A 13,401-nucleotide genomic window follows, 5' to 3' on the forward strand; every position below is an offset into this window, starting at 1 on the left:
ATGAGCGCCACTCCCGTGAAGTTCTACCAGGTCGGCAGTTTCGCGGTCGGCAACCGTCTGCTCGATCCCGAGCTGCGCAGCGCGCAGTCCGAGGAGGGTCGCGCCAACTCGCTGACCTCCGGTCACCGCGCCTGTCAGGGCTGCGGCGAGGCCCTCGGTGCGCGGTACGTCCTCGACGCCGCGATGCGCGCGTCGAACGGGCGCATGGTCACGGTCAACGCCACCGGGTGCCTGGAGGTCTTCTCGACCCCCTATCCCGAGACGTCCTGGCGGGTCGCGTGGCTGCACTCGCTGTTCGGCAACGCCCCGGCGGTCGCGACCGGCGTCGCGGCCGGGCTGCGTGCGACGGGTCGCGACGACGTGCGCGTCGTCGCGCAGGGCGGTGACGGCGCGACCGTCGACATCGGCTTCGCGTGCCTGTCGGGGATGTTCGAGCGCAACGACGACGTGCTCTACATCTGCTACGACAACGGCGGCTACATGAACACCGGCGTGCAGCGCTCCGGCGCCACCCCGCCGGCCGCCCGCACGTCGACCACGCAAGCCGTCGGCCTTCACCCGGGCAACGTGTTCGGCCAGGGCAAGGACGTGCCCCGCATCGCGATGGCGCACGAGATCCCGTACGTGGCCACGGCCACGGTCGCGGACCTGCGCGACCTCGAGGCGAAGGTCGAGAAGGCGATGGGCATGCACGGCGCCCGCTACCTGCACGTGCTGGTCCCGTGCCCGCTGGGCTGGGGCTCGCAGTCGAAGGACACCGTCAAGATCGCGCGGCTCGCCACCGAGAGCGGGCACTTCCCGGTGTTCGAGGCCGAGCGCGGCGAGGTGACCAGCGTGCGCAAGATCCGGCACCAGGTCCCGGTCGAGGAGTACCTCAAGCTGCAGGGCCGGTACAAGCACCTGTTCTCGCCCACCCGGGCCGACGACGTGATCGACCGCCTCCAGGCGCTGGCGGACCGCAACATCGCCCGGTACGGGCTCGTGGAGGAGGTGCTCTGATGGAAAAGCCGTTCGCCATCACGCTCGACGTCGGTTCGAGCCTGGCCAACCACACCGGCGCCTGGCGCGTCGAGCGTCCCGTCTACGTGGACCTCACGCCGCCGTGCGCGCACGCGTGCCCGGCCATGGAGGACCCGCAGAAATGGCTGTATGCGGCCGAGGACGGCTCGTACGAGACGGCCTGGCGCACGCTCGTGGAGGCCAACCCGTTCCCGGCCATCATGGGTCGCGTCTGCTACCACCCGTGCGAGACGGCCTGCAACCGGAGCTTCCTCGACGAGGCGGTCGGCATCAACGCCGTCGAGCGCTTCCTCGGTGATCACGCCATCGAGATGGGCTGGTCGCTGCCCGTGCCGTCGACGTCGACCGGCCGGCGCGTCCTTGTCGTGGGCGCCGGGCCGACCGGGCTCTCCGCCGCGTACCAGCTGCGCCGCCTCGGTCACGAGGTCGTCGTGCGGGACGCGTCGCCGCAGGCCGGCGGCATGATGCGGTACGGCATCCCGGCCTACCGGCTGCCGCGTGGCGTGCTCGACGCGGAGATCGACCGGATCGTCGCCACGGGCATCACGCTCGAGCTCGGCACCCGGGTCGAGGACATGGCCGCGGCTCTCGCCGAGGGGTTCGACGCCGTCTTCGTCGCGGTGGGCGCGCAGATCGGCAAGCGGGCGTACGTGCCGGCGGCCGAGGCCGCGCGGATCGTCGACGCCGTCTCTCTGCTGCACGACGTCGCGCAGGGTGAGCCGCCGATGCTCGGCCGCAAGGTGGTCGTCTACGGCGGCGGGAACACCGCTGTCGACGCCGCCCGCACGGCCAAGCGCCTCGGGGCGAGCGAGTCGATCATCGTCTACCGCCGCACGCGGGACCGGATGCCGGCGCACGACTCCGAGATGGCCGAGGCGATCGAGGAGGGCGTCGTCGTGAAGTGGCTGTCGACGGTCGCCCACGCGGACGCCGGGCACCTGCGCGTCGAGCGCATGGAGCTCGACGAGACGGGCTTCCCGCAGCCGACCGGCGAGTTCGAGGATCTCGAGGCGGACTCCCTGGTGCTCGCGCTCGGCCAGGAGACCGACCTGTCCCTGCTCGACGGCGTCTCGGACCTCACGGTCACGAACGGTTCCGTCGAGGTCGACTCGTCCTTCATGACCGGGCACCCCGGGATCTTCGCCGGGGGCGATGCCGTGCCCGCCCAGCGGACGGTGACGGTCGGCGTCGGGCATGGTGCCAAGGCCGCCCACGCGATCGATGCCTGGTTGCGCAAGACCGCGGCGGCCGAGCCGGAGGAGCCGGCGCTCGCCGAGTTCTCCTCGCTCAACACCTGGTACTACTCCGACGCCCCGCACGCCGTTCGCCCGCGGCTCGAGGCGGCGCGGCGCACCACCGGCTTCGAGGAGGTCGTCCAGGGGCTCGACTCCGAGACGGCCGCCTACGAGGCCCGACGCTGCATGTCGTGCGGCAACTGCTTCGAGTGCGACAACTGCTACGGGGTGTGCCCGGACAACGCCGTGATCAAGCTCGGGACAGGGAAGGGCTTCGAGGTCGACTACGACTACTGCAAGGGCTGTGGGATCTGCGCGGCCGAGTGCCCGTCGGGGTCGATCCTCATGGTGCCTGAGTCGAGGTAGTCGCCCGGGAGCGCGGCCGCGGGAAGGGGAAGGCCTCGGTCGCGCGCTCCACCAGGGCAGCGACCGGCATCGGGCGGGCCAGGAGGAAGCCCTGGATCGTGTCGCAGCCGGCCTGGACGACGACGTCGTTCTCTTCCTCGGTCTCGACCCCCTCGACCGTCACCCGCATGTCGAGCTGGTGGGCGAGGTCGACGAGCGCGTGCAGCAGCTTGCGGGTGCGGACCGAGGTCGTCACGTCGCGCAAGAACGACCGGTCGACCTTGACGATGTCGACCGGGAGACGCAGGAGGTAGCTGAGCGAGGAGTACCCGGTGCCGAAGTCGTCGAGCGCCACGTGCATGCCTGCGCCGCGGGCCTGCAGCAGGACGGAGACGGCGAGGTCGGGGTCCTCGAGCACGGCCGACTCGGTGAGCTCGAGCACGAGGGCATCCGGATCGAGACCGGTCTCGGCGAGGACCTCGAGGACGTGCTCGATGAAGTCGGTCTCCTGGAGCTGGCACGACGACACGTTGACGTTGACCCGCAACGGCAGGCCGGTCAGCTCCCGGATGCGCACGATCTCGCGTGCGGCGGTCGCGAGGACCCACCGGCCGATCGGCACGATGAGTCGCGTCTGCTCGGCGATCGGGATGAAGGCCGCCGGTGGGACCGGACCGTCCGGTGAGCGCCACCGGAGCAGCGCCTCGACCGCGACCCATGTGCCGCTCTGCGCGCTGACGATCGGCTGGAAGTGCAGCTCGAACTCGGCGCGCTCCAGCGCGTGCGACAGCTGGTCGATCATGGCCCCCCGCTCGGCGGCCGCCCGTGTGCGGCCCTCATCCAGCACCACGAGCTTGCCGTCTCCCTGCTGCTTGGCCTGGTGGACCATCGAGTCGGCGTGCCGCAGCAGCTCATGACCGCTCATCGTCCCGAGCGATCCCATCGCCACCCCGATGCTGGCACTGAGCGGGATCCCGTGCGGGTAAGGCGCGGTCGCCGCCACCTCGCGGCGCACGTCGACGACCAGGCCGGCCACGCCCGCACCGTGGAGCGCGCGGTCGCACAGGAGAGCGAACTCATCGCCGCCGAGGTGGAACGCGGCGGATCCCGCCAGACCGGACAGTCGTGAGCCGAGGTCACGGAGGAGGTCGTCGCCCCGCTGCTCCCCGACCCGCTCGTTGACGGCGCGGAAGCCGTCGAGCTCCAGCACCATGATGGTCGCCTCGGTGGACCGGGTACCCAGGGCGTCGAGGTCGCGTTCGAGGCTGAGCCGGTTCGGCAGGCCGGTCAGTCGGTCGTGGTAAGCCAGGTGCTCGAGCGCCGCGGCGTGCCGGGTGAGCTCCGTGATGTCGTGCGCGTTGACGATGATCCCCGCGATCGCCGGGTCGTCGAGGAGGTTGGTCAGCTGGACGGCGAAGTAGTGGTCGGGTTTCATCCCGGCCGCGTTCCCGACGTCAGGGGCCTGGTCGAGCTGCGCAGGGAGGTCGAACTGCACTGTCCGGCCCGGCTTGGCCATGCACTCGCGGAACGCCGCGGCGACGAGGGGGCGCACGCTCTGGTGCACGAATCCGCTGATGCTCGCCCCGATCGGCTCGAGCTGCGTGGCGCGCAGCAGCGTCTCGGCGGACGGGCTCGCGTAGGTGACCCGGTGGTCGCCGTCGAGCATCAGGGTCATGTCGGTGCTCTGCTGGACCAGGGCCCGGAAGCGTCGCTCGCTCTGCTCGACGGCGCCCTGCGCCAGCTCGCGCTCGGCCGCCTCGCGTGCGAGCAGGTCGTATGCCCGACCGAAGTCCCGGCGCACGCTCTGCCGAAGTGACCACCCCAGCGTCGCCCCGAGGGTCAGCGAGAGCAGGGCGAACCCGAGGATCAGGACCTGTAGGTCCCGCCCCGACCTGAGCTGGGCGGAGAGGTCCTCGAAGAAGGCGTTCTCATACACCGCGTACATGCCGTGCAAGGCGGTCTGAGCCACCGCGGCGTCCTGCTTGAGCTCCGGGAGCGCGTCCAGCACGGCGGCCCGCTCGGGCGTCGCGTCGACCGCGAGCAGACCGTCGAGCCGGGTGCTGAGGTCTTTCTGCGCCTCGACTGCCACGCGGATCTTCGGCTCGCTCGCCGTCGTGCGGACCTGCGCGTCGAGGATGCGTAGCTGCTGCCCAAGGAACGAGGCCTGCTCCTGAGTCGCACTGACCGTCGAGCCGCCGCCTTCCAGGCGGTCGACGGCGATCACCGTGAGGAGCGAGTCCCGCTGGCTGTCGGCGAGTACGCCCGTGACGTTCTGGGCGAGGCCGAAGTCGCCGACCGTGGATGCGAGAGACGAGTACTCCCACAGGACGAGGACGGGCGTCGCGCACACCACGAGGGTCAGGCTGATGCCGAGGAGTGCTTGGAGGGGTGACAGGTGCTGACGTCGGATCCACCCTGTGGTCCGGTTGCTCACGGGACCGAGAGAGTCTGCAGGCTCCAGATCCAGAGCGACTCGTCCTTCGCTTGAGGGTGGTCGTCGGTCAGGACGACCCGCGTCGGCCCGCCCTGATCGACCGGGATGAGCTTGCCGTCGGCTCGTGTGGCGAGGATCGCACCCTCGACGTCGGCGATCGACGTCGGCAGGTCGACCGCGTACTCGTTGAGGGCCACCGTGTGCAGCGTCGTGACGCTCTTCGGGATCCCGAGGAAGTCGAAGAAGTCGCGCAGCGGGACGCCCTCGAACGTGATGTCCTGATCGACGAACGGCTCGTGCAGCGTCGCGGACACGGTGCGGAGCGACTCGATCTGGGCGATGCTCAGCTGAACGGTTGTCCCGTCGGCATGCTCGATCGTGAGCGCGACGTCGGCCGCGACGGGGCGCGCGAGGTTCGCTACCGTGTCGATCGTCGCTTCGTGGACGACCGTGACCGGGCTCTGGTCGGAGGCGCCGCTGCAGCCCGCGAGCATGCCGACTGTGAGCATGCCGACGGCGCCGAGCGTGGCGGTGACGACGGCGAGGTGCCGACGATGACGTGGCATGAGGACCTTCCGGGGACTCGTTGGCTATCGGGAACAACATCGACAATTCGGGCGTCGTGTTGAGGATTTGCCAGCTTCGTGGCCTCGGCTCGCGCTTCGGCTCGCTCCGGTGCGCGCACTAGGCTCTCAGGCATGGTGTGGCTAGAGGTCATCGGCTGGCTGGGCAGCGCCCTCGTGGTCGCGTCCCTCGCCCAGGCCAGGGTCCTGCGGTTCCGCGTGCTCAACCTCGTCGGGGCCGTGCTCGCGACCGGGTACAACGCGGTGCTGGGCATCTGGCCGTTCGTGGCGATGAACGGCGCGATCGCCGTCATCGACGCGTACTGGTTGATCCGGCTGCAGCGCGAGCGCCACGACGAGGCGACCTACGAGGTGGTGGAGGTCGAACCGACCGACAGCTATCTCGCCCATGTGCTGCGGGTGAACCTTGAGGACATCCGCACGTTCCAGCCGAGCTTCGAGTGGGGTGCGACCCTGCCAGGCCGACTGGCGTTCCTGGTGCTGCGCGCCGACGAGACGGTCGGGGTCGTCGTCGTGCGGGATGCCGGGAACGGCATCGGTCAGGTGGAGCTGGACTACGTCACCCGGCGCTTCCGTGACTTCACGCCGGGCGAGTTCGTGTACCGGCGCAGCGGCGTGTTCGCGAAGGCCGGGTTCCGGCGGCTCGTGGCGCCGCCCGACATCGCCGACCCGCAGGACTACTACGCGCGGGTCGGGTTCCGGCCCGACGGCGGGACCTGGGTCCGTGACGTCGCGACCGCGGAGCCGACCGGGATCAGGTGACGCCGATCGGGTGACCGGTCGGGTGACCCGTCAGCGGAATCGGTCAGGTGACCCGGACGTCGACGGAGTGCCAGCCGGTGGCGCCGTCGGGCACGGGATCGGCGATCTCGGAGGTCTGGACGCCCTCGGTCGCGTCCGTGGCGCGGACGGTGAGGGTGTGCTCTCCCGGCGTCGCGTCCCAGGCGTAGGACCACTGGCGCCAGGTGTCGACCGACGCCTCGATCGCGAGCGTGGCGGGCGCCCAGTCGCCGTCGTCCACCCGGACCTCGACTGCCGTGATCCCGCGGTGCTGGGCCCAGGCCGTACCGCCGACGGCGACCCGGCCGGCGGCGACCGATGCGCCCGACCGCGGCACCTCGATCCGCGACGCGGTCTTGACGGGGCCCTCGGCCGACCAGCCGCGATCGGTCCAGTACGCGCGCCGGTCGGCGAAGCGCGTGACCTCGAGGTCGACGACCCACTTCGTGGCCGAGACGTAGCCGTACAGCCCGGGCACGACCATGCGGACCGGGAAGCCGTGGGCGATCGGCAGCGGCTCGCCGTTCATGCCGATCGCCAGCAGGGAGTCGCGATCGTCGGTGAGGGCGCCGAGCGGGGTGGACGCCGTGAAGCCGTCGGCGCTGGTCGACAGCACCATGTCGGCGCCCGCCGTCGGGCGGGCGCGGGCCAGGACGTCGCGCACCGGCAGGCCCAGCCACTTCGCGTTGCCGGCGAGGGTGCCGCCGATCTCGTTCGACACGCACGTGAGCGTGACCCACGACTCGACGAGCTGGGCGTCCAGCAACTCCTGGAAGGTCAGGACGACCTCCTCCTCGACCAGGCCGTGCACGCGCAACGACCACGTCTCGACGTCGACCTGGGGGATCAGGAGGGCGGTGTCGATCCGGTAGAAGTCCTGGTTCGGGGTCACGAACGGCACCACCCCGGGGACCTCTAGCTCGACCCCGGCGGCGAGCGGCGGCGCGCTCCGGGTGGCGCGCGGCAGCCGGATGGCGGCGCGCGCTGCCTGGACCGTCCGCGTCGCCTGCCCCAGCAGCTGTCCGCCCGCTGCGGCGATAGCGGCCACCGCAGCGGTGAGGACTGCAGCGGTGAGGAACGAGCGCCGGTCGAGCCCGCTGGTGCGGCGCGCGGCTGCCGTGCCCGACGACGGCTCGGTCCCCTCGGGGATGCGGGCGAGGAGCTCCCGCAGCGCGTAGAGCCCGGCGACGGCGCCGACGATGCTCGGCAGGGGCGCGAACGTGCCGGCGCCCGGTCGCAGCGCTGCCGCGGCTGCGCCGGCCGCTGCGAGGAGCAGCACGAGCGTGGCGCCAAGCCACCACCTACGGCGGCCGAGGATCCCTGCGAGGGCCGCGAGGGCGGTGATCACCAGGCCCATGCCGATCAGCAGGACCGCCTTGTCCGCCGTGCCGAAGGTCGACACCGCGAAGTCCTTCAGCCAGGGCGGGGTCGCATCGATGAACGCGCCGCCGACGGCGACCAGAGGCGCGGAGTCGGGGGAGACCGCCACGGCCACCAGCTGCGCGACGCCGAGGGTGACGGCTGCCGCCAGGATCCCGGCGAGGGCGGCGAGCAGTGTCGGGCTCGGACTCGGTCCCCGGCGGATGCCCGCCGGGGGAGGGCCGGGCTCGCCGGCGCCGTCGGGTGCCGCCGGGATCCGAGATGCGGATGAGGTCATGCGGTCGAGTATCGGTCACGCCACGGACCAAAGTCCCATTTTGGGCCACGGCGGCCCAGTGATTCGGCACGTTGATCGGTGGGGCGCCGCCGGTCGGGGGACTGCGTGTCAGGACGGATTGCGTGTCAGGACGGATTGCGCGTCAGGACGGACGGCACGTCAGGACGGACGGCACGTCAGGTGTGACTGCACGCCAGGTGTGACTGCACGCCAGGAAGGACAGCGCGTCACGAGGGACCCGCACGTCAGAACGGCGGGGGTCCGAGGTCGACGGGCGGGCTCGCGCCGGGTCGAGGGTGTGGTGTCGGCGGGTCGTGCGGTGCGGCCGGGCTGCTCGGTCGGGTGTATCTGTGCCCGGTGGGCGCAGTCCAGTGCGTGTCGCCGGAGCCGGGGGTACGGGTGACCTTCCAGCCGGTGTGGGTCTTGAGCCGGTGGTGATGACGACACAGGGAGTGCAGGTTCTCGCACCGGGTCTGGGGTTCGCCACCGCCCCCGCCGCCCCCGTCGTCGCTCGAGCGGGTGTGGTCGTAGGGGTCGAGGTGGTCGAGGTCGCAGCGCCAGGCGCGGGTGCGGCACCCGGGGAAGGTGCAGGTGGCGTCGCGGGCGATCACGGTGCGGGTCAGGTCGGCGCCCGGGCGGTAGGTGCACGATCCGGCAGCGAGGGTGTTGCCCGTGGCGGGATCAGTGAAGAGGCGGCGCCAGGTGGCGTCGGCGGCGATCTCGCGCACGAGGTCAGCCGGGATCGGTCCGTACCCGGCGAGCTCGCCGGGGAGCTCGTCCAGGCCGAGCAGCGTCGTGGCCGCGGCGGTGACCTGCAGGTGGGGGCGGCGTCCGTGGGTGGTGGACAACGGGGTCCCGGTGGGCGTCAGGCCGGTGTCCAGGACGTTGCGGAACAGGTCGGTGAGGGCATCGGCGCGTCGCGCGTCGATACCGCGATCGTCTCCGGGTGCTCCGGGGGAGTCGGCGCAGCTCGTAGTGCCGGTGCCCGGGGTGGGGCGGGGTTCGGTCGTGGTGGCCAGGGCGGTCAGTGCCTCGTAGATGGTGGTGGCGTCGGCGGCGGGAAGGTACGCGGTGAGCCAGGCCATCGCATCGGCGGCCGGGGTCAGGCTGACGCGTCGGCGGGCAGCGGCGCGCGTGCGTCGCTCAGCCCCTGCCGCCGGGTTCATTGTGAGCTCCGCTCGGCGAAGGCGGGCTCGCAGCGCCGGTGGCGTCAGGTCGGGAGCCGCAGGCAGGACGGCGACCTGCAGCGCTCGGGCGTCGTCGATGCCCAGGTGGGCGGTGTCCTCGGTCAGCACCAGCGCCTTGCGGGTGTCGATGACCCCGGCGGTCAGGGCAGCACGGACCTCGGGCGCCAACTCCAGACCCTGCGCGAGCACCACCTTGCCCTCGGCGACGCTTCGGGTCATCGCCAGGCGAGCGGCGATCTCGTCGCCGGTGAACTCGATGGTCCGGCCGGTGGACCGGCGCCGGGCGAGCTCGGCGATCGCGTCGGCCTGGCGGGCCGCGACCCACGAACCGGTGCGTTCCCAGCCGGCAACCAGCTCGATCAGTGCCGCGTCGGACACCTGCGCGGGCTCCAGATCGTCGAGCAGAGCGACCAGGCGCAGACCGGGAGCCGCCGCGTCGAGGCTTCGCGCGATCCCGCTCGGAGCCCAGTCGCCCGCCCCCGAGGCGGGCGGGAGGCGCAAGCTTCTCTGCGCGGCCGGCCACGAGGCACCGGGATCCGCGGTCGCGGACGGCCGGACGAGAAGCTCCGCCACCATCGCAGCGAACACCACGTCCACGCTCGAGCCGACCCCCGCCAGGGCGACCGACCGGCTCGGGGGCTCCGGCTCCGCCACGGGCCCACGCGGCGGCGCGGGCGTGCCAGCCCCCGCCGCGTCGACCCCGCTCTCGAACATGTGTACTACGCTGTCTCGACCCTCCGACATCCGGTCCCGTCGATCCACACCCCCTGCATGCGGCAGGCCCCGCGGGTTGGAATCCCCCGCGGGGCCTGCCTACTTCTTCGGTCACCCGTGGGCAGCAGGTCCGAGGCAACGGACGTAGCGGCCCCAGCCGGCGATCACGTCAGCCGGCGTCGGACCAGGCCTGCGAGCCCGGCTCCTCCCGCGAACAACGCCACGGCGGCCAGACCTCGGCCGGCGCTGTTGACCCCGGCGTCGTCGGCCCCGGCGATGTCGATCGAGTACGCAGTGGCCCCGGCCGCCCCGTCGGGTGCGCCGTAGGCCATGCCCTCGGTCGCGGCCCGGTCGGCGCCCGCGGCGATGACGGCGTACTTCACGCCGTAGTCCGCGGCCGTCGCCTCACCCGACGTGACGAGCTTCGACGTGCCCTCGGTTGACAGCCGCTGAGCGCCATCGACCAGGCCTGGTGCGGAGGTGGCCGCTGTGCCGAGCCCGGCGGCGAGCAGTTCCGACCCATCCGCGGCGTCCCGGAGGCCGCGAGCGAGCGAGCCCGCCCCGATCGCGATCTTCCCGTTGCCCTCGGCGAGCGATCCCGCGCCCGTGGCGAGCTGACCCGTACCCGCGGCCAGCGCACCGGCGCCCGTGGCGAGCTGACCCGTTCCGTCGGTGAGCTTGCCCGCACCGGCGCGCAGTGCCACCGCACCCGAGCTCAGCTGGCCGAGCCCGGTCACGAGCGTCGTGCCGCCGGCTGCGATCTCGCCCGTCCCGGCCTGGACCGAGTGGATCCCGCCCCGCAGAGTGCCCTGCTTCTTGGTGTCGGTCGCGCCCCCGACCGCCCCTTGCACCTTGCCGACGGTGCTGGTGACGAGCAGGGTGATCCCGCCGTCGATCTGGTTGATGCCCTCGAGCAGCCCCAGAACGGGAGCCCCGTTGGCGTCCGTCGTCGGGCAGGACGGCGACGATGCCACGCTGATGCCGCACATCACCGCCTGGCTGCCTGCGGCCAGTGCCCCGAGCGATCCCTGCAGCCCGACGAGGCTCGCATTGATGGACGGCGACCCGGCCGTCGGGTTGGCCAGCGTGAACTGACTCGTGCGGAGCGAGGTGATCACCTTGACGAGCTCGGCCGCGACCAGCGGATCGGTGGCCGGGATGCCCGCCGCGGCGTCGCAGCTACCCCCGGCGCCGCCGGATCCGTTGGCGAGCTGGGTCAGCTTGTCCGCAGCGCAGGCGACCTGCGCCGAGGTGCCGTCGACCGCTGCAGCGAGGCCGCCGGCCCCGGTCGCGGCCTCGAGCAGCTTGGAGTGCAGCAGTGTCACGCCGGGCAGGAGCTGGGTGCTGATCGACGTGCGCATCTTGGCGATCCCCGCGTGCAGCGGGTCCGACTGCGCCGGCAGGGTGCCGATCGCGCCCGAGAGCTGGGTGAGGCCGGCATCGATGTCGGCGAGACCGCCGTCGACGAGCTTGAGCCCGCCGAGAAGTGCCGGGGCCTTGCTCCCGGCCGAGGCGAGTCCGTCCGCGAGCTGGGTGCTCCCGGCGGTCAGCTGCGTCGCGCCGACCTGTGCGGCCGTTGCGCCCGCCGCCAGCTGGGTCGCTCCGCTCTGGGCCGAGACCGCGCCCGCCGCCAGCTTGTCGGCGCCGGACTTGGCCAGCCCCGCGCCGGTGGCGAGCTGGTTCGCTCCGGGGACGGCGTCGTCCGTGAGCCCCGTGGACAGCTTGTCCGCCCCTGCTCGCAGCTGCACGAGCCCGTCGAGGAGCTGGGCGGCGCCGTCGCGCAGCTTGAGCAGGTTCGCGTCGATCTCGATGGCACCCGAGGTCAGCGAGACGCCGCTGGTGGCACCGGCCTGGTAGCTCGCCGAGCCGCCCTTGAAGGATGGGTACGTCAGCGGCGAGACGGGGAGCGACGTGATCGACGCCGACGGCACGACGGCGTCGGACACCTGCGCGGTGTAGCCGAACTCGATCGTGGGCGCACCGATCGGCGGGAAGAGCGTCATCTGGTACGTCATGCGCGTGCCGCCGTGCCCGTCGCCCGCGATGCCCGCCTCGCCCGAGGTCACGGACGTGAACGACGCCGGCAGGGTGGTGACGAGCTGCCCGATCATCGGGATCACGGTCTCGGCCTGGGTCGTGACCTGCTTGCCGGTGCCGTCGTCGTACGTGACGTCCTGCTGGCGGCCGGTGAGGTTGGTGATCTTGTAGTGGACATCGAGCGTGCCGGAGCGGCCGACGACCCGTTCCGGCGAGATGACCTTGCCGTTGAGCAGGTAGGTGACCTCGACCCCGAGCGGCAACTTCTTGTCGTAGTCGCTGACCGACCGCAGCCGGCGCTCGCCGTCGACGCTGACCGTGGTGACGAGGTCACCGTTCGACACGTCGAAGCGGCCGAAGCCGTCGAGGTTGCGCAGGTTCTTCGTCGACACCGGGTTGACGACCTTGGCCGTGCCGTGACCGGTCAGCGCGACCTGCTCGTACACCCGCGCCTCGCGGAGCTTGCCGCTGGCATCGAGCTTGGCCTGGACGGTCTCGGTGTTCGTGACCACGACGTCGCCCGAACCGGCGGCGTCGCCTCCGGCGGCCAGGGCAGGGGCGGCCATTGCGCCGAGCAGCAGCGGGACCAGGGCGATCGGGATGAGGGTGCGGCGCACGTCAGGCCTCCGTGGTGGGCTCGAGGGGGAGCTCGCGGTACAGCAGGGCCGCTTCCTCCTGGATGGACAGTGCGTGCGTGGGGACGGACGCGGGGACGACAGCGGTCGGCTCGGCGTGGGCGCCGCGTCCCGCCTCGGTCGCGCGGTCCCGCTCGATCCGCGGTGCGAGCAGCGCGGTGGCGAGGAATCCCGCCCCGGCGGCCAGGAGCACCGCGCTCGCAGACGTCGGCGACGTCGTGAGGAACGCCGTCGGGTCGGCCGCGTACACGGATTCGTAGGAGCCCGCCATCGCGGCGGCGCCGAGCAGGGTCGCCCAGAGCGGCAGCCGTCCACGGGTGAGCATCGCGAGCGCGAGGCAGCAGAGCAGCACGACGAACACGGCCGCCGCGCGGCCGTTGGTCGCGTCAGGGAGCACGGCCGCGCGCAGCAGGTAGCCGAGCCAGGCGGCGCCGAACCCGACGGCGAACGCCCCGAGCCGTGCGCCCGGGGACCGGTCGGGAACCAGCCCGAGCGCCCCGCCGATCCCCGCGCCGAGGAGCGTGATCGACTGGACCTCGAGGCCCAGGGTGTCGGACATCAGGACGAGCAGGGAAGCGAGGACCGCGAGGAAGATGCCTGCGGGCACGTGTTGTTTCATGACCACCTCGTTGTGGTGACAAGCGCGGATGCTGCGGGGTCGTCCGCGTCCCACGGGACGACGACGGGGTGTTTGTCCCGATTCGTCTGACCTTGCGTGAGGCGGCCTGGCGTTTTCTACCAGGGCCAAGACGCCTCGGACAGGCAGTACTAGG

The 13,401-nt window shown here is 72.1% G+C and carries 9 protein-coding genes; 3 read left to right on the top strand and 6 right to left on the bottom strand.

Going from position 1 to position 13,401, the window contains the following annotated elements:
• A complete protein-coding gene (locus tag VTA80_RS13810; protein ID WP_407341672.1) occupies positions 1 to 999 on the top strand; it encodes a thiamine pyrophosphate-dependent enzyme in 999 nt (332 codons plus the stop codon).
• Positions 999 to 2,621 (top strand): NAD(P)-binding protein, encoded by a 1,623-nt coding sequence (locus VTA80_RS13815; protein ID WP_407341673.1) that lies wholly within the window; start codon positions 999 to 1,001, stop codon positions 2,619 to 2,621. Before VTA80_RS13810 ends, VTA80_RS13815 begins: the two co-directional genes overlap by 1 nt.
• Here VTA80_RS13815 and VTA80_RS13820 read toward each other — a convergent pair.
• Positions 2,599 to 5,034 carry a putative bifunctional diguanylate cyclase/phosphodiesterase gene (locus VTA80_RS13820; protein WP_407341674.1) on the bottom strand — a complete coding sequence of 812 codons (2,436 nt, stop codon included), beginning with the start codon at positions 5,032 to 5,034 and terminating at the stop codon, positions 2,599 to 2,601. The genes VTA80_RS13815 and VTA80_RS13820 overlap by 23 nt on opposite strands.
• On the bottom strand, positions 5,031 to 5,600 hold the full coding sequence (locus tag VTA80_RS13825) for a molybdopterin-dependent oxidoreductase (protein ID WP_407341675.1): 570 nt from the start codon (positions 5,598 to 5,600) through the stop codon (positions 5,031 to 5,033). Before VTA80_RS13825 ends, VTA80_RS13820 begins: the two co-directional genes overlap by 4 nt.
• Before the next feature lie 132 nt (positions 5,601 to 5,732).
• Between VTA80_RS13825 and VTA80_RS13830 the strand changes: the two genes are divergently transcribed.
• Positions 5,733 to 6,380 carry a hypothetical protein gene (locus VTA80_RS13830; protein ID WP_407341676.1) on the top strand — a complete coding sequence of 216 codons (648 nt, stop codon included), beginning with the start codon at positions 5,733 to 5,735 and terminating at the stop codon, positions 6,378 to 6,380.
• Positions 6,381 to 6,423: 43 nt separating this feature from the next.
• Here VTA80_RS13830 and VTA80_RS13835 read toward each other — a convergent pair whose 3' ends face one another.
• From VTA80_RS13835 to VTA80_RS13850, 4 genes are all read right to left on the bottom strand, one after another.
• Positions 6,424 to 8,055, bottom strand: a complete 1,632-nt coding sequence (locus tag VTA80_RS13835; protein WP_407341677.1) for a molybdopterin-dependent oxidoreductase — start codon at positions 8,053 to 8,055, stop codon at positions 6,424 to 6,426.
• Between the two features lie 245 nt (positions 8,056 to 8,300).
• Positions 8,301 to 9,956 carry a DUF222 domain-containing protein gene (locus VTA80_RS13840; RefSeq protein ID WP_407341678.1) on the bottom strand — a complete coding sequence of 552 codons (1,656 nt, stop codon included), beginning with the start codon at positions 9,954 to 9,956 and terminating at the stop codon, positions 8,301 to 8,303.
• A gap of 164 nt (positions 9,957 to 10,120) precedes the next feature.
• Positions 10,121 to 12,610: a hypothetical protein gene (locus tag VTA80_RS13845; protein ID WP_407341679.1), complete on the bottom strand. Its 2,490-nt coding sequence runs from the start codon at positions 12,608 to 12,610 to the stop codon at positions 10,121 to 10,123.
• Position 12,611: 1 nt separating this feature from the next.
• The gene (locus VTA80_RS13850; RefSeq protein WP_407341680.1) at positions 12,612 to 13,247 is read right to left on the bottom strand and encodes a hypothetical protein; all 636 of its coding nucleotides are present in this window, start codon (positions 13,245 to 13,247) and stop codon (positions 12,612 to 12,614) included.
• Between the last annotated feature and the right edge of the window lie 154 nt (positions 13,248 to 13,401).

Source organism: Pengzhenrongella phosphoraccumulans, from assembly GCF_045689905.1.
Taxonomy (GTDB): domain Bacteria; phylum Actinomycetota; class Actinomycetes; order Actinomycetales; family Cellulomonadaceae; genus Pengzhenrongella; species Pengzhenrongella phosphoraccumulans.